Genomic DNA, 16,849 nt, shown 5'->3' with positions numbered 1-16,849 from the left:
TATGGTTATCGTCCTAAGACATAATTATACCATTTTAAAGCATATTTTTCAGATTGAAGCACAGAAAAAAAACATATCTTTGTTTGCATCTAATACTTAAATAAATATGAATAGCCCCATGAGAAAACATACATTGCTGCTTTTATTCTTTTTTTCTTGTTTAACAAGCAACATTTGTTCGTACAATCTGAGACAGATCAGTAATCGGGACGGTTTATCCAACAGTTCTGTCACTTGCCTGTTTCAAGACGACGAACGTTTTTTATGGATCGGAACATATGACGGGCTTAATATGTATGACAGCCGGAATATCTATATTTATAAGCCCGATATCAATAACCAAAACAGTTTATCAAGCAATGTTATCAGAAATATTATAGAAACAGACAGTATTTATCTGTGGATCAGCACCAAGTGGGGACTTAACAAGCTATCGCAACGAAGCAATACCATAGAGGCGTATTACAATGAATTCGGAGAAAACTCTTATATGGCTAAAGACAGCCACGATAATTTGTATGTTCTTAGCAAACCGGATGTCTTGTCTTTCTATTCTAAAGTTGAAAATAAATTTATCGACCTTCCTGTACATAAAGGAATAGAACATAATACAGTATTGGGTATGCTGATTGATGCACAAGATACTATTTGGATCAATCACCAAGGAATTCTGGAGAGATATACTGTATCTGACACAGGCTCTGATCAACCCAACATTAAAAGGCATAGTGATTTTAAACATGCTCAGCCCATAGAGTATGCATTCTACCATAACGAGAAAATCATCATAGTCGATTCTATCGGAGACATTTATTATATAACAGCCCAAGGCATTCATTTTGTTAAAAATCTGAATAAGCTTATTAATGAGAGCGGGGAAATCGGCTCTATTATTTTCGATAACGATGATCTCCTCATTGGCTTTAGAACGAACGGCCTTATTCGGCTCGATGCAGCTAAAGGATATGAATTAGAAAAAATAGAAATTAATTGTGGGGTATTTTCATTATGGAAAGATGAACAACAAGACATTATCTGGATTGGTACAGACGGGCAAGGCATATATGCATGGACCAAAGATGAGTACGCTTTCAACAACCTGTCATTAAATCAATTACCCATAAATAAAAGAAGACCCATCCGGGCCATTCATACAGATCAACAAAACACTCTGTGGTTGGGAACTAAAGATAATGGCATCATCAGAATTAAAGATTACGATGTTGCCCAGGAATATTCGACAGCTAATGTAACCCATTTCACTGTCAAAGACGGATTAACCAATAATGCAGTCTTTGCTTTTACTGAAAGTAAGAGCCATCCTATATTATGGATTGGGTCGGACGGTCCTGAACTAAACTATTATTCATATCGGGACAACAAAATACACTCGCTTATCAATAATACCAACTCTAGAATTGCACGTGTACATTCCATGAGTGAGACCTGCGACTCATTGCTATGGGTAGGTTCTGGAAGCAGATTGCTCCGAATCAGTATTGAAGCACATGGAAATACGATTAAAGCCAAAGATATACGTACCATTTATTTCAGAGTCCCCAACAGACAGCAGTACAATCAAATATATTCCATTTATCCGGAGAATGATTCTATTCTCTGGATTGGAATGCGGGGAAATGGAGTCATTCGCCTGAATACGCAGACCGAAGCCTATCAGCTTATCTCATTCGATAAAAACGGAATAGCTCCAATGAATGACATTCTCTGTATACATCAAGACAAAAATAAAATTATATGGGTAGGCAGCAGTTACGGCCTCACCAGATTGACCTTATTACCCAATGGTGAATACGATTATAAAAACTTCAATGAAAATGAAGGATTACCTAATAATACAATACATGGTATCGCAGAAGATCCTCAAGGTAACTTATGGTTAAGCAGTAATACTGGTATCATTCTATTTGATTCACATAAGAATACATTCCGAAACCTTAATCATAAAACAGGATTAAAGGTAATAGAGTTTAGTGATAACGCTTACTTTCAAGACAATACAAAAAAACGATATTTCTTTGGAGGCGTAGATGGTATTGTATGGATAGAAAATGGGGAAAAAAAGAGAAAAGATTTCATTCCGGATATTTTCTTTACCAAGCTCAGGATATTCAATAAAGATTATAACATATCCGAATTTGAAAAAAGCAAAGGTAATAAAAGAGAAATTGTATTGAAGCACGATCAAAATTTCTTTGCTGTTTCTTTTGTTGCCATGGATTTCATCAATGGAGAAAATAGCAAGTACTCCTATAAACTGGAAAATTTTAGCAATGTATGGATGGACACGCGCTCCAATGAAGCGCAATTTACCAATATTCCTCCCGGTAACTACATCTTGCGAGTGAAGTATGATGATGGGAGCAGTAGTAATGAAAACTTAACTCAAAGTATATACATCACCATCCTTCCTCCCTGGTACTGGAGCATTGCTGCTCAAACAATCTACGTTCTACTACTTATAGGAGCAGGGTTAGGCCTTTTCCGATATATTCGTTGGAAGTACGAACGGAGGAAAGCTTCTATCGACAGAAGGCTGAAAGAAAAATATAAAGAAGAAATGTATGAAGGGAAGTTACGTTTCTTCACCAATATTACACATGAATTCTGTACTCCGCTCACACTTATCTACGGACCATGCGAAAGGATACTCAATTATGAACATAGTGATGACTTTATAAAAAAATATGCCCAGATTATAAAATCAAATACCGAGCGGCTTAACAGCCTGATACAAGAAGTCATCGATTTCCGCCGTATGGAAACCGGTAACCAGATATGCCACATACAAGAATTGAATATCAGCGAATTGGGCAACGGAATCATTGAATCATTTGATGAATTGGCCGAACAGAATCGAATTCAGTTGGAAACAGACATCACTCCGGATATCATTTGGAGAAGTGACCACAACGGCTTTACTAAAATCCTCAATAATCTTATTTCCAATGCTTTCAAATACACACCGGAAAATGGGACTATCCGTATATCCATAAAAAAAGAAGAAGATAAACTGAGCATTAAAGTGTATAATACGGGGAAAGGTATCAGTAAAGAAAACCTTCCGTTAATATTTAACCGGTACAGTATACTCGACAACATCAAAGAAAATAGTATAAAAGGCTTATCATCCAGAAACGGATTAGGGCTTGCCATTTGCCAGAGTATGGTAGAATTGCTACATGGAACCATTAACGTAGAAAGTGAAGTAAATCAATATGCCCAATTTATTGTGACTTTGCCTGCGCTTGAAGCCACAGAAAAAGTGGGAAATATACAACCACATGAAACTGCCAAAGTTGAACTGCCCAATTATAAAACAGAGGTAACACTGCCCGAAACAGTCAATAACGAAGAAGAAACTAACCAACCGGAAAACACAATACTGATTATTGATGATAATAAAGAATTGTTGTGGATGTTGAAAGATATATTATCAGACGAATATGCAATCTTAACTGCCGAAAACGGAGAGGAAGGGTTGGAACTATTGAAACAAGAAACTCCGAATCTGATTATCACAGATATCATGATGCCTAAAATCGATGGAATCACCCTGACTAAACAACTGAAAAACAATAAGCATACTGCACACATTCCATTGGTAATTCTTTCGGCCAAGAATACAACCGATGAGAAAATAGAAGGTATAGAATCCGGAGCGGATGCTTACATTCCCAAACCTTTCAATACACAATATCTTAGAACCATTATCAAACAACTTATAAAAAAACAAGAAGAGTTAAAGCAATACTATAACTCTTCTGCAAGTGCATTTGACTATAGTGGAGGACAGTTATTACAAAATGAGGATAAAGAATACCTGCAAACCGCTATAGAGATAATCAATGAAAATATGGATAATGCAGAGTTCGGGCCCGACGAATTAGCCGAGGCGATGCAAACCAGTGGCAGAAATTTATACCGAAAGTTCAAAAAACTGAACCAATCATCTCCCAAAGACTTCATAAAAGAGCAAAAAATGAAATATGCTGCAAAATTGCTGTTAACAACAACATTAAATATACAAGAAATCATGTACCGGATAGCGGCTACCAACCGATCGCATTTTTATAAAGAATTCGCCAAACGCTATAATCAAACTCCCAGGGAGTACAGGGAAGCCAATAAGCAAAAAGATGATTCTCTTATTTGACGAGTTCTTTATTTCTTAGCAATCACTACGTAAGTAGTGCCTTTGCGTACTTATTAATGCTTTTGGGCTATATGCTTTATCACCGAACTACCGGAATAGTCACCGGAAGGGAATGTTATATCCATCTGTTCTCCATTCAGGCTTAATTGAACAGACTCCTCTTTATACAAAGGATCAGCTACAGCTATTTCATATTGCCCGTCTTTCTTCTCAATGTATAACAAAACTTTTTTATTGACTGCCACTACCAGATCATCTGAGAACCGTATTTCACCCGGTTCATAAAAGACGACAGCATACTGTCTCTTATTCTCATTGGCAATCGCTTGTATCTGCTCCGTATTGGCTATAATTTTGATTTCATTCTCAAACTTCTTATCTGTAAAATAAGAAAGAGGTTTATCAGGCATTATTATGTAGCAATAATCCTCATTCTGTGGAGTAGTGCCATGCGAAATCCATAAACTAAAAACCTCTTTTGTAACAGGTTGCTCACTTGCCGTTACTTCAAGTTCCCGCCAGGTACCCGTTTGCTTGGCTTTTCTCAATGTTACACTCCCATTTTGCGGGAAAATATACCCTACATTATCATGGTAAGCCCAGTCTATCTTTTTGTCGGACAAGTTATCCATTAGCCGGTATGTATGCCCTGACAAGCCATACGTAACCTCACCATTTGCCAGACATTGATTTACCGAAGTACGAACTTCCTGCGTACGGGCTGCCTTAATACCACTTCCCATACATACCATAGCATCTCCCATAAAAAAGTAAGCTTTCCGAGCTTCCACACCCTGATAGGCATGCTCATAAGCCATTACTCCATTATGGGCGTTGCTAACGCCTCCGCCAAATTGATTCGACCCGAACAGATACCAACGTAATTCGGCAGTCGACTGATTAGCAACCGCCGTTGTTCCCGGTACCCGCGTCCAATCCCAAGCTACAAAGACGTCATCATACTCATGACCGGTAGTCATTATATTAGTCGCTCCTAATGGTAGATAATAACCTTTTAAATTCTGCCCATTCAGCATTTCCGTACCATTTGTGCGCACGGATATGACTTTGGCAGACATGTAATAATCAGCTCCATGATGAGTCATAATGTTCGATTTCCAGAAGTGTGTATTTCCAGGTACCGGAAAAGCTGCACCATTAATATGCTTTTTCCATGCTTCATAATCTTCTGCATGAATAGGATCAACTTCTTTCATTAAATCTAATGTGTACGTGGACATATTACTCAAGCAATTCGGCCGACATATTCCCCGTCCAATCGTCCCAAAATCATATGCCTCCCTGTATCCGAACATCTGTGTTCCTTTCAGAAAAACATCTGATACCAACTTAATCTTATCCGAAGTAAAAAACTTCATGAAAGATGTTTTATTAGCTAAAGTAATATACTCTGCCAAGTCGGACATCAGTGACATTCCATATCCACCCGAATAAAGTTGAGGACGGTGCTGATGGATACTATTATCTCTTTTCATTCCTTCATCATCTTTTTCTTCTACATATATAGTAGAAGCAATAGAAGAAAATCCTTTGGCAATTAACTCATAATCATCTTCTATACAGCCCTTATGTATCAAGACCACAGATACCCATGTCCTATTCTTGCCTTTATGTGCCACATTATCTGTCTTATCAACCAGATAAGAAGAAAGCCTCATCACATCTTCTCTTTTCAGTTCTTTCTTCAACAAAAGAAGAGGAACCATATATTGAGAAGGAGCCCCGATATCCCGGTACCACCAATTCCCGGAATCGGGATTAGCTATCCGGAAATAATCTAACCCAAGAATTATCTTCTTTCGCAATTCCGGCTCATGGAATAGTTTATTTCCCGGTTTGCTATAAGCCAATGCTATATTTTTTAATCTCTTGAGATGACGGTCTGCATCGAAATAGAAAGTCACTGTCTTATAATCGATATCTTTCCAGCTACCATCAGTTTGCATAACAGCCAAATCTTTTTCTGCTTGAGAAACGTCTACCGAATCCGATAAATATTCTTCTAACAATCTATTATATAAAATCTCTATATCCTTCTGTTTCTCTACAGCATAACTGTATTCTCCCCAAAAGCATAACACCAGACATATCAGTAGTAACCTTTTCATAATCATTCTTATTTCACCGTAAAAAATCTATAACACTACTTTCCACGTAATCTTCCACAAGCAAAGTAAAGACAATGCCACCTTATCCTGTTACGGTCTCCCATTCTTCTCTATCATTTTTTATTTAGAGTTAACGTTACATTTGATTGTGCATATGTAGGAAGCCTAAACTGAACCAGTATACTATTTATTCTGGTTTAGACGGTCTCTCCTAAAATATTAGGTTTTTAATCTTCAAAAATAAAATTCTCTTTAATAAGGAGTTAGCCCAATAATAAGCTAACTCCTTACATAAATTCTTAGTTAGAATTAGAAATATCCAGGATTCTGTTCTTCCTCATCAGAACCACGAGGATTCAGCCGGTCAATATGCTTTTGAGGAATGGGACGCAATTTATGATACTCTTGAATATTCTTCATCGCATCAGGATTCCATTTTTTTACATATTCAACCAATTTCTCACAACGTACCAAATCTTCCCATCTTGTATATTCACCCAAAAGTTCACGCCCTCTTTCATCCAACATAAAATCTACAAAGTTTACCCTCAAGTCATCTGCTGTCACTTTTATATTTTCATAAGTAGACTCGGTATTTTCCATCTCGCCACCTTCTTCCAGCCAATATTGAGGTACCTTTTTCTCACCGGACTTCCAGGAAGCACGTTCACGAATAACATTAATCAAATCAGCAGCCAAGTTGTAATCTCCCTTACGCCCTGCTGCTTCCGCAGCAATCAGATAAGTCTCACCAAGACGCATACGCACCCATTCGCGTACTCCCTTTTGTTCATTTGCCGTTTCTCTTAACGGATCTTCATATTTCAACAAAATGGGATAATATCTGTTATTCTTACTTGGATCAGCCTTGTTCCACTGAAAATATTTATATTTATATGTTCTGTTTTTAGGAGCATTTAAACTATAATAAATTGCAGTATCCCCTATGGCTAAAGAAGAAGTTGCTTTATTACAGTAATAGGTCCATTTAAAACTCTTATAGAAGCGGGAGTCATTTTTACGATCAAATAGCTCAAACATCGTCTTATTGGTAGCACGATGAAAACGATAAGGACGACCATTAGCTATATCACGCATCATACCAGGTTGATCTTCATACCATGATCCCCAATATAAGTGAGATTTGTTTCCATCTCCATTATATATCGGATCAAGAGTAAACTGAATAGAAAAGATAACCTCACGATTTCCCATGTTGTTAATATCCCACAAATCTGAATAGTTATCCAATAAAGTATATTTAGGACTGTCTATCACCCTTTTAGCATAGTAATAAGCACTATCCATATCGGTTGACAACTGTCCACGTTGATCAGTTACTGCACTACCACGTGTAAGGTAAACCTTAGATAGCAAATGAGCAGCAGCATATTTAGTAGCCTTACTTTGGTCTGTACCGGTAGCAGATTCACGGAGATGTTCTGCCGCGTATCTTAAATCACTGACAATTAGTTTATAAACATCTGCAACAGAGGAACGTTTGAAGTCAGTCTGAGGCTCTTGTATTGCCTCAGTAGCCAAAGGTATTTTACCAAATTGTTGAACTAAATCAAAATAAAAGTATGCACGAAAAAAATTCATCTCAGCACCATAACTCTCTTTCTCTGTCTCTGATATACTCGCCTCCGGCAGAGCATCTAAGACAAGATTGGTCACTCCGATGGCTTTATAATGATTTTCCCATAAACTATACAATTTCGACTCTGTTGGTGACAAAGTTGCACTATATAAATTATACGGATAACTTAATGCCCCTTCCGCACCTGTTATTAAATCAGTGCCTAATTCTGTGAAAACGTTAGAAAACTCTCCACCAACTCCAAAACGCATATAAGCATATGTCGCATCAATAGCGGCTAGTATTCCTTGTTCTGTTTTATAAAAATCACTTGTTATGCGAGGAACTTCTTTCTCTGCGAGAAAATCATCACAACTAGTATTTATCAGGGAAGTAAATCCGCAAACCATCGTAAGAATTATGCCGATGCTTTTTCTATATTTCATAGTTTTCATTTTATTCTTATTTTATTAGTTTAAAAAGAAACATTAACACCAAATATCCAACTGCTTACGCTCGGTGAAGCATAGGTTGCCGCTCCCTCCGGATCGACTCCTGTATAATTCGTAAACACAAGAGGATTTTGTGCAGTAACGTATAAACGACAATTAGACAAGGTTGCTTTATTAACCAGACCCTTAGGTAATGTATACCCTAATGTTATCGTTTTAACACGTAGAAAATCAGATTTTTCATAATACAATGAAGACTCATACTCTATATTATCATACAACCTGTTAGGACGTGGATAAGCATTAGTCGGATTATCCGGAGTCCAATAATCAAACTTCACACTATTATTACGATAAGACTGGTGATTCACACGAACTGCATTTTTCAACATTCCGCCTAAAGTTCCATAAAGAACAACATTCAGATCAAAGCCTTTATAAGTAAATGTATTGCTAAGATTAAAAATATGTTTGGGCCGTTGTTGTCCAAGGATCATACGATCATTGTCTGCAGTAATTTTATGATCTCCATCGATATCCAGCAATTTAATCATTCCTGGAGCAAATTTATGACCATTCTTATTATATTTTTCAATTTCTGCAAGATCTTCCGGAGTATCCTGCCAAATTCCTATTTTCTTATAATCATAATATACCCCAAGTGCTTCGCCTATAAACCAGCTATTGCCTATATCATCTACTTTTCCATTATACAATTCCACAATTTCTTCCTTATTAGTTGAATACATAAAATCTGTAGACCATGTAAAATTTTTATTTTGTATATTTACTGTAGACAAACTAACCTCAATACCTTTATTTCTTGTTTTACCAACATTAGTAAGTACACTCGTATAGCCGGAGACAGCAGGTAACTGACGGTCAAGCAACAAATCATGTGTATTTTGCAGATAAGCATCAACTGTTCCACTCAAACGACCACGGAAAAAGCTGAAATCAACACCTATATTCCATTGCCCGGTGGTTTCCCAAGTCAATGTTTTATCCGGCAAACTAGAGGAGGTATAACCAATAACCATATTTTCTCCATAATTATAATACTTCTTTGATAACAATCCTTTTGTTTGATAAGGATTAATAGAAGTATTGGCAGTTACACCATATCCAAAACGCAATTTCAAATTATCAAGTTTATCAAAATTCTTAAGGAAGTTTTCCTCATTTACTCTCCATGCCAATGAAAATGCAGGGAAAGAAACCCATTTGTGTCCGTCAGCTAAACGTGAAGAGCCATCATAGCGCATTGAGAATGTAGCATAATATCTGCTTTTATAATTATAATTCAAGCGCCCCATGAAAGAAGCAAGGCTCCATACTTGGTTATTACTGTCATATCCTGTTATATCCAATGCTGATGCAATATCATTAAAAAGCAGATCATCCGAAGGTAAATCCTGAACAGTAGCACTTAAACTTTCAGTTCTATTGCGCTGAATAGATTGCAATAAGGTAACTCCGATAGAGTGTTTTCCAAACTGCTTATCATAGAATAACAGATTTTCAAACGTATAAGCATAGGTCTGCTGAGTAGCGTTCTTTGCCTGATTAGGATTACCCTGTCTTGCATTTGAAGATAAAAAAGAATAATCCTGACGAGAATGGAAATCAATTCCAATATTTGCACGATACTTAAGTCCATCTAACGGAAGCTTGATTTCTCCATAATAACTACCTAAGAAACGATTAATCTTCAACGGATTTACTACAGCATTAGGCTCCAAATATTGAAGAGGATTCCACCATTGAGAGTCACCACCCGAAGTCATCAACGTAGGAACTCCGTCATCATCATACAGTCGTCCAAGCGGATTAACACGCCAACAATCCTGGAAATTCGAACCTCTATTCTGCAATGAATGACTAAAATGTGACTGTCCACCTATCTTCAACCAATTAGTAACCTCTGCATCAACACTCAACTTGACTGTATAGCGTGAGTAATCTTGATTCTTATAAATACCTTCATTCCTGAAATATGTAGTATTAAAAGCAAACTGCATTTTATCACCTCCACCTCTAATGCCGAGCTGGTGGTCAGTCACTATACCTGTACGTTCTACTTCGTTCCACCACAAAGCCCCGGAACGTACTTTACTGGGATCATAATTACCATTTTCATCATAAGCCATTGCAACGGACTGCCAAGTATAATCATCACCAGTAAACGAGGGTAATGTTTTATCCAGTTCCATATTAGGTATTGCGGAATCATATTGGCCGGCAGCTCTATAAGCTTCACGCACATACTCCGCATATTCTGCTCCATCCATTAATTCCAGTTTGTTTTGAATGGTCTGAATTCCGTAATAGCCATTATAGTCAACCTGTACTTTTCCTTTCTTACCTTTCTTTGTTGAGATAATGATAACTCCATTAGCACCTCTGGAACCATAAATCGCTGTAGCTGAAGCATCCTTGAGGACCTCTATTGATTCTATATCACCAGGTGCAAACAAATTAGGAGCTGTTGAAATAGGAATACCATCGACCACATACAACGGGTCATTGCCCGCTTTGATAGAACGTGTACCACGAATAAGAATAGAAGGAGTAGATCCTGGAGTCCAACTTGTATTCTGTATCAATACCCCCGGAACTTTACCTTGCATAGCCTCTGCAGCAGATAATGCCGGACTCTGCAACAGTTTTTCAGAATCAACAGAGGTGACAGAACCAGTTAAATCACGTTTTTTTACAGTTCCATAACCTACTACTACAACCTCATCTAATTCTGAAGCAGCCTCAGTTAAAACAACATTCATCACTGTTTGTGTGCCAACCTTTTTCTCAAGGACATTGTAGCCGATATAGCTAAATTTCAAAATTGAATTTGATGAAACACTCAAATTAAACTTTCCATCTATATCCGTTACTGTACCATTAGAGGTACCAACTTCCACTACACTGACTCCTATTAACGGCTCATTTTTCTCATCAGTGACTAATCCCATAATATTTATCTTTCCCTGACCATAAACAGTAAACAGAGATAAACACAATAATAGCAGCATTGCAGAAAGTCGCCTTCCTCCCATCTTTCGTTCACTTTTGTTTGTAAGCATAAAAATGTTTTTCATATTAATATATTTTAAATTGGTTCTATTTCAAAAGGCATTTATTAAAAAGACAAATACCTTTAAAGTATCAGCATGAGCAATTCACCAAAAATTCAAATTATCAAAAAGTATTCTAATGACATCTTTTTAGTAGTACTAAAAGAAATTAAAGAGTGTTTTTCCATATTCATCGCTATTTTTAGATATTAATAATTATAGTATCTCTTCTCAATACCCACAAAAAAACTAATACACTATTGAAAACATTTAATGTTGTTTCTACATGCAAAATTAGCGTATAAACAATATTCATATATACAATATCTCGCCAATATCATGCTTATATCCGCAATACACAAATAGAATACATTTATGGCGAAATTGAATACAACTACCTGTTAGCAAGGGTTATCCCCAAACAAAAAAAACTAAGTTTTAATTAAAACTTAACCTGGCAAAACAAAAAATCAGCCAGATAGAATTTTGAAAAGCTCAATCAGAGCATTATCTTTGTTCACCAGTTAAAGTTATTAATGCCAAGAAGACTACTAATGAAATATTGTATTCAAGTTTCTTTGTTGTTACTATTTTGTTTTATACGAAGTTACGAAAAGAGTGTAATTTATTGGAAATGAGCGTAGGTTAATTGCTCTTGATAGTAATAGGTTACGATTTAGTTAGTTATCTACTGCATTATCCTTCTGCGCGTTGCGTAACCTTCAAAGAACTCTTCGTATGCAAAAGTAGCTATTTAATTCGAGATTTTGATATAAACTCCCGTTTTTTATCCCCTCATTCATAAGAATTTTCCGTAAAAGCGGTATTGTCCGTCGGCACACCATTGCCCAAAACGAGTTTGGAACAAACGTGTGCCGACTACCGCATAGCTGGAGAAAAGGGCATTGCCTCACGCCTAAACGATGTTTAGACAGATGAAGCAATGCCCCTTTCTTTTGCGCCTATGCCAAGAGGTGCTTTTACGGGTTTTCAAATGATTTTTCTTTTTTCGCTGTCTCTTTTGCCGGAAGCGGAAAGTGAATGCAGAGTGTGTCAGCCTGCCCCATGAATGAAACAGGCGCCCACACACAGCCGGACAAACCGGGAAGAATGATTGTTGCCACCCGGCTGAACAAGTTCCGTCGGATCGGAAACAATCATACTTCCTTTGTTGTGGTTTGCCCTTTTCACGCTTCCGGTGATGTCTTTTTCCTTTTGGTGATTCTTTTTTTTACGGATTTTCCCCTGAAGTTTTTTTCTACACAATCTGCCTCTGTTTTCGTTTACCTCCATTTTGCGCCTTTCAGTAAGCCGCATCAGTCAGTCATTTTCGTTCTGGGCGCAAAGGTAATTCCGGGATTGGACGGGAAAGCAAGGTCAAGCCTCCTGTTTTCGGTAAAAATCTCCAGCCCTGCGGGTAGTATTTTGACCGAAAAACCTTGCATTCCCTAATCCCTACCTTTTCAAGCACCCGAAACGAAAACGACCGATGCGACAGAAAGACGCATAAAAAAAATGTCGGATAAACGAGAGGCAGATAAGATAGTTTGAAACTCAACTCCCTCAGCTCTTGAATCCGCATTAAAAACAAAAAAATCAAAAACAGCGAAGATATGACGGCAACGGCAAATTTCAGACAAATGGCGCAACACATCGGGTTGGCGATATGCGGCTTGATGATGCGCACCGCCTTCGGGGTGTTCGGCATCCTTTGGGGCATCATCAGAGAGATTGTAAACGGAGTGTTCCGAGTGGCGATAGGTGTAATCGTGGCTATCCTTTCCACCATTGCCTTCTTTGGCTTCATCCTTTGGTTATTCACCCTTTAACCCTTACCGACATGGCAAAAAGAAACAGCAAGACGGCAGCGCAGCAGTGCAGATATTACGAGGTGGACAACATCTTCGTGTATATGGTGGAAACGTACATCAACGGCAATTTTGAAACTTTCCGAAGATTGTACCACGAACTGAACAAGGACGCACGGAGGGATTTCATGGACTTCCTTCTCAGCGAGGTAGAGCCGACCTATTGGAGAGAGATACTGAAACAGATAATCTAAAAATGACAGCGATATGAAAGGAACAGACCATTTCAAGAGAACGATATATATGTACTTGGAACAGCGTGCGGAGGAAGATGCGCTATTTGCAAAGAAGTACCGCAACCCTGCCAAGAACATGGACGAGTGCGTGACCCACATTCTGAACTATGTGCAGAAAAGCGGTTGCAACGGTTTCACGGACGGAGAAATATTCGGGCAAGCCATCCACTACTATGAGGAAAACGAGATAGAGGTGGGCAAACCGATGGACTGCCAAGTGGTTGTGAACCACGTTGTGAAACTCACGGCAGAGGAAAAGGCGGAGGCACGTCAGAACGCTGTCCGCAAATACCAAGAGGAGGAACTCCGCAAGTTGCAGAACCGCCACAGACCGTCAGCGAGAAAAGAAAACCAACCCCAACCCTCATTATTTGATTTAGGCTTATGAAACCGAAGACCAAGATACAGAAAGAGGTGGCAAGACTTTCCGCCAACCTTCGCCCCATATCAGCGACACAAATAGATTGGGCATACCGCCACTGCGTTGAGCATATCGGCTACCGCACCAAGAAAGGGAACATCACCTGTTCCGACTGCGGTCACGAGTGGCACAGCGACAGCGGACTATGCGACACCCTTGAAGGCTGCACCTGCCCCAAATGCCATGCCGAACTCAAAGTGCAGGACACACGCAGACGCATCTACAAGGAAACGCAGAATTTCAGCGTGATAACCACCTGCAAAGGGTATCAGGTAATCCGCGTGGCGCAGGTCAGATGCGAGAGCAGGAAAGGCGAACCGATGCGTTTCTACTGCCACGAGGTCGTGCAGCGTTGGATTTCACCCGACGGCAAGGTTACGGACATGGCGTTGCTCCGTGGCTTCCTTTTCTGCTATTGCGATGTGTGGGCATTAGGCAGCGATATGGAGGTAAGACCGCACAACAGCCTATACGATGATGTGGTGGCAAGAAGCTGTGCATATCCAAAGATGAGGATATTGCCCCAACTCAGACGTAACGGCTTCAAGGGCGATTTCCACGGCATCTCCCCCGTGCGTCTTTTCAAAGCCTTGCTTTCAGACCCAAGAATTGAAACCCTTATGAAAGGCGGTGAGATTGAGGTCATGAAACACTTTCTTTTCAATACCCGTACTGCCGATGAATGTTGGGCATCATATCTGATTGCCAAGCGTCACAAGTATCAGATAGACAACCTCTCAATGTGGTGCGACTATCTGCGTATGCTCAAAAAACTCGGTCAAGACCTCCGTAACCCGAAGAACATCTGTCCCGAAGATTTCATGGCGGCACACGACAACGCAACCCGAAAAATTGAAGCCATACACGAGAAGGAAAGAGCCGCAGAGCAACGCCGTTGGGAGATTGAAAGGCGTGAGCGTGAGCAACAGCGACAACTCCAACGAAAGAAAGATGCGGAGGATTTCATCGCCAACAAATCCAAATTCTTCGGCTTGGTAATCACGGACGAGGAAATAATCGTCAAGGTGCTTGAAAGCATAGACGAGTATTACAACGAGGGCAAGACGCAGGGCATCTGCGTGTTTGGCAGTGGATACTACAAGAAAGCCGACACCCTCATACTATCGGCAAGGATTGGCGATGAGATTATTGAAACCGTAGAGGTGGACTTGCGAACCCTCGAAGTGGTGCAGTGCCACGGCAAGCACAACCAGGACACCGAATATCACGAGCGCATCATAGACCTTGTGAACAAGAACGCCAACCTTATCCGTGAGCGGATGAAAGCGGCATAGCATAACCCCTAAAACAACATTGATATGGAAGTAAGAATTGAAAGTATGATTTGTGTGTGGGATGATGCAATCCCCACGATGTTCCTTGAATTTGTGAACCTCCTCACTCTCACAACGAGTGAGGGGGAATTGAGAAAGAGCGTAAAGGAGTTTGCCGAGAAGCACGAACTTGACAAGTTTTTCCTTTACGGCTTCGGCTCACACCATTTCTACCTGCACCAACGCTACACAAGCAACCCCGAAATGGTGATGAAGAACAGAGTTCTGTCAGTACATTTTTAACCATCTAAAAAGCAACATTATGACAACACGAATGACCATCAACGGAGTAAGCACCTGCGCGGAAGCAGGTACGGAGAAATACGAGCGTTTCCAATCGGGTATCGGAAGACGCAGGCGGACACTTGTGCAGTACGACTACCGCCACCCCATAGACAGAGAATTGTTCTCTTGTGTCAAACCCACGTTGGACGAGTGCCGAGCCGCACGGGACAAGTGGCTGAACGCAAAGAAGGGAAAGGAGGACAGACTATGAACACGACCTATCAAACGCTGATAGTCAAGTTCAGCGAACCTATCACGGCATTGGACGGTATCTTTGACGATACCGGAGCGTGGGGAACGGACACCCTCAAGGGGTGGATAGATGATTACGAAAGCACACGTTTCACCGCCACCGACAGCCATACGGCAGTCATCACGAGCGAGTACAATATGGAATGTGTGAAAGAGTGGCTACAACGGCAGACCCCCATTTCCGAAATGCGAGAATTTTGAACGGGATGGCGGTGTCCGCACCGCCAATACTTAAAACCCTAAAAACAAAAGATATGATAGCCAAGACGATATTACAGCAGATAGGCGGAAAACGCTTCACCGCCATGACAGGTAGCCGTGATTTCATAGATATGGGCAACGGCTTACGGATGAGCCTTGCAAGGAACAAAACAAGTGCCAACCGCCTTGACATCATCTATGACGAAGGGGCAGACCTCTACAATATGCGCTTCTACCGCAGGACGTTCAGCAAAAAGACCTTTGAGTGCAAGACAAAGGACATTGCCGTACACGAGGGTATCTATTTTGATATGCTGGAGGAAATGTTCACGATGGTGACGGGACTTTACACACGCTTTTGAGTGGCGGGGCGGCGAGAGCCGCCCTACTTTCTTTCAGTGAGCATGATGGCGGACAAAGAAAGTAGCAAAGAAACCTTTGTCCAATCTGCGATAACTAAAAAATCCGCAAGTAAAACTTGCGGAGGCTATATATTGGGTCGTTATTTTTTGGTGGAGGGGAATGATAATCTCGAACCGTTGAACTACACATTTCTGCTTCGTCTCCATTTCCCCCAACGATTTGATACGTTCAATCATTTTTGTTGTGGTGGATTCAAGTTATAAATGCAACACCTATGTTTTCGTTTAATTTTTGAGCGAAAACTTCATTGGGCGTTTTAAATCCAAATCTTTTTCGTGGTCTGTTATTTAAAATACTTATTACTCTGTCAATTTGCTTCTGAGTGATGTTTGTAAAATTAGACTTTTTTGGGAAATATTGTCTTATCAATCCATTCAAATTTTCATTTGCTCCTCTTTCCCAGCTGTGGTAGGGCTTAGCG

Annotated in this window: 13 protein-coding genes and 1 pseudogene; 9 read left to right on the top strand and 5 right to left on the bottom strand. The window is 39.7% G+C overall.

The features are described 5' to 3' along the window. The first annotated feature begins 118 nt into the window (after positions 1-118). Positions 119-4,174, top strand: coding sequence for a hybrid sensor histidine kinase/response regulator transcription factor (locus HMPREF9447_RS24705; RefSeq protein WP_009132395.1), 4,056 nt, complete (start codon positions 119-121; stop codon positions 4,172-4,174). Between the two features lie 53 nt (positions 4,175-4,227). On the opposite strand, the gene HMPREF9447_RS24700 is transcribed toward HMPREF9447_RS24705, so the two are convergent. From HMPREF9447_RS24700 to HMPREF9447_RS29515, 4 genes are all read right to left on the bottom strand, one after another. Further along, entirely contained in the window at positions 4,228-6,303 is a 2,076-nt protein-coding gene (locus HMPREF9447_RS24700) for a polysaccharide lyase family 8 super-sandwich domain-containing protein (protein ID WP_009132394.1), read from the bottom strand. A 309-nt stretch (positions 6,304-6,612) separates the two neighbouring features. Further along, positions 6,613-8,337 carry a RagB/SusD family nutrient uptake outer membrane protein gene (locus tag HMPREF9447_RS24695; protein WP_009132393.1) on the bottom strand — a complete coding sequence of 575 codons (1,725 nt, stop codon included), beginning with the start codon at positions 8,335-8,337 and terminating at the stop codon, positions 6,613-6,615. A gap of 20 nt (positions 8,338-8,357) precedes the next feature. After that, positions 8,358-11,432: a SusC/RagA family TonB-linked outer membrane protein gene (locus HMPREF9447_RS24690; protein WP_009132392.1), complete on the bottom strand. Its 3,075-nt coding sequence runs from the start codon at positions 11,430-11,432 to the stop codon at positions 8,358-8,360. 1,029 nt (positions 11,433-12,461) lie between these two features. Then, positions 12,462-12,674: a hypothetical protein gene (locus tag HMPREF9447_RS29515; protein ID WP_171031146.1), complete on the bottom strand. Its 213-nt coding sequence runs from the start codon at positions 12,672-12,674 to the stop codon at positions 12,462-12,464. A 347-nt stretch (positions 12,675-13,021) separates the two neighbouring features. Between HMPREF9447_RS29515 and HMPREF9447_RS24680 the strand changes: the two genes are divergently transcribed. Genes HMPREF9447_RS24680 through HMPREF9447_RS24645 form a run of 8 tightly spaced genes read left to right on the top strand, consistent with a single transcriptional unit; the run spans position 13,022 to position 16,367 of the window. Further along, positions 13,022-13,237 (top strand): hypothetical protein, encoded by a 216-nt coding sequence (locus HMPREF9447_RS24680; protein ID WP_004291535.1) that lies wholly within the window; start codon positions 13,022-13,024, stop codon positions 13,235-13,237. An 11-nt stretch (positions 13,238-13,248) separates the two neighbouring features. Beyond that, positions 13,249-13,470, top strand: a complete 222-nt coding sequence (locus HMPREF9447_RS24675) for a hypothetical protein (RefSeq protein WP_004291534.1) — start codon at positions 13,249-13,251, stop codon at positions 13,468-13,470. Positions 13,471-13,483: 13 nt separating this feature from the next. Then, positions 13,484-13,900: a PcfK-like family protein gene (locus HMPREF9447_RS24670; RefSeq protein WP_004291533.1), complete on the top strand. Its 417-nt coding sequence runs from the start codon at positions 13,484-13,486 to the stop codon at positions 13,898-13,900. Then, positions 13,897-15,228 carry a PcfJ domain-containing protein gene (locus HMPREF9447_RS24665; protein ID WP_004291532.1) on the top strand — a complete coding sequence of 444 codons (1,332 nt, stop codon included), beginning with the start codon at positions 13,897-13,899 and terminating at the stop codon, positions 15,226-15,228. The genes HMPREF9447_RS24670 and HMPREF9447_RS24665 overlap by 4 nt, the downstream gene beginning before the upstream one ends. Before the next feature lie 24 nt (positions 15,229-15,252). Beyond that, the gene (locus tag HMPREF9447_RS24660; protein ID WP_004291531.1) at positions 15,253-15,510 is read left to right on the top strand and encodes a hypothetical protein; all 258 of its coding nucleotides are present in this window, start codon (positions 15,253-15,255) and stop codon (positions 15,508-15,510) included. A 19-nt stretch (positions 15,511-15,529) separates the two neighbouring features. After that, on the top strand, positions 15,530-15,763 hold the full coding sequence (locus HMPREF9447_RS24655; RefSeq protein WP_004304291.1) for a DUF3873 domain-containing protein: 234 nt from the start codon (positions 15,530-15,532) through the stop codon (positions 15,761-15,763). Next, positions 15,760-16,005, top strand: a complete 246-nt coding sequence (locus HMPREF9447_RS24650; protein WP_004291529.1) for a DUF6956 domain-containing protein — start codon at positions 15,760-15,762, stop codon at positions 16,003-16,005. Before HMPREF9447_RS24655 ends, HMPREF9447_RS24650 begins: the two co-directional genes overlap by 4 nt. A 53-nt stretch (positions 16,006-16,058) precedes the next feature. Then, positions 16,059-16,367, top strand: a complete 309-nt coding sequence (locus tag HMPREF9447_RS24645; protein ID WP_004304290.1) for a hypothetical protein — start codon at positions 16,059-16,061, stop codon at positions 16,365-16,367. A gap of 253 nt (positions 16,368-16,620) precedes the next feature. Here the strand turns inward: HMPREF9447_RS24645 and HMPREF9447_RS28955 are convergent. Next, positions 16,621-16,849, bottom strand: a pseudogene (locus HMPREF9447_RS28955) (IS30 family transposase); the annotation flags it as partial.

Source organism: Bacteroides oleiciplenus YIT 12058, assembly GCF_000315485.1.
Taxonomy (GTDB): domain Bacteria; phylum Bacteroidota; class Bacteroidia; order Bacteroidales; family Bacteroidaceae; genus Bacteroides; species Bacteroides oleiciplenus.
Note: the sequence above shows the minus strand (reverse complement) of the source record. Positions and strands in the feature narration are given on the sequence as shown.

Coding starts and splice junctions, on each gene's coding strand:
- HMPREF9447_RS24705 (WP_009132395.1), top strand. CDS start 119: ATGAGAAAACATACATTGCTGCTTTTATTCTTTTTTTCTTGTTTAACA.
- HMPREF9447_RS24670 (WP_004291533.1), top strand. CDS start 13,484: ATGAAAGGAACAGACCATTTCAAGAGAACGATATATATGTACTTGGAA.
- HMPREF9447_RS24700 (WP_009132394.1), bottom strand. CDS start 6,303: ATGAAAAGGTTACTACTGATATGTCTGGTGTTATGCTTTTGGGGAGAA.
- HMPREF9447_RS24675 (WP_004291534.1), top strand. CDS start 13,249: ATGGCAAAAAGAAACAGCAAGACGGCAGCGCAGCAGTGCAGATATTAC.
- HMPREF9447_RS24695 (WP_009132393.1), bottom strand. CDS start 8,337: ATGAAAACTATGAAATATAGAAAAAGCATCGGCATAATTCTTACGATG.
- HMPREF9447_RS24680 (WP_004291535.1), top strand. CDS start 13,022: ATGACGGCAACGGCAAATTTCAGACAAATGGCGCAACACATCGGGTTG.
- HMPREF9447_RS24690 (WP_009132392.1), bottom strand. CDS start 11,432: ATGAAAAACATTTTTATGCTTACAAACAAAAGTGAACGAAAGATGGGA.
- HMPREF9447_RS24645 (WP_004304290.1), top strand. CDS start 16,059: ATGATAGCCAAGACGATATTACAGCAGATAGGCGGAAAACGCTTCACC.
- HMPREF9447_RS24665 (WP_004291532.1), top strand. CDS start 13,897: ATGAAACCGAAGACCAAGATACAGAAAGAGGTGGCAAGACTTTCCGCC.
- HMPREF9447_RS24660 (WP_004291531.1), top strand. CDS start 15,253: ATGGAAGTAAGAATTGAAAGTATGATTTGTGTGTGGGATGATGCAATC.
- HMPREF9447_RS24655 (WP_004304291.1), top strand. CDS start 15,530: ATGACAACACGAATGACCATCAACGGAGTAAGCACCTGCGCGGAAGCA.
- HMPREF9447_RS24650 (WP_004291529.1), top strand. CDS start 15,760: ATGAACACGACCTATCAAACGCTGATAGTCAAGTTCAGCGAACCTATC.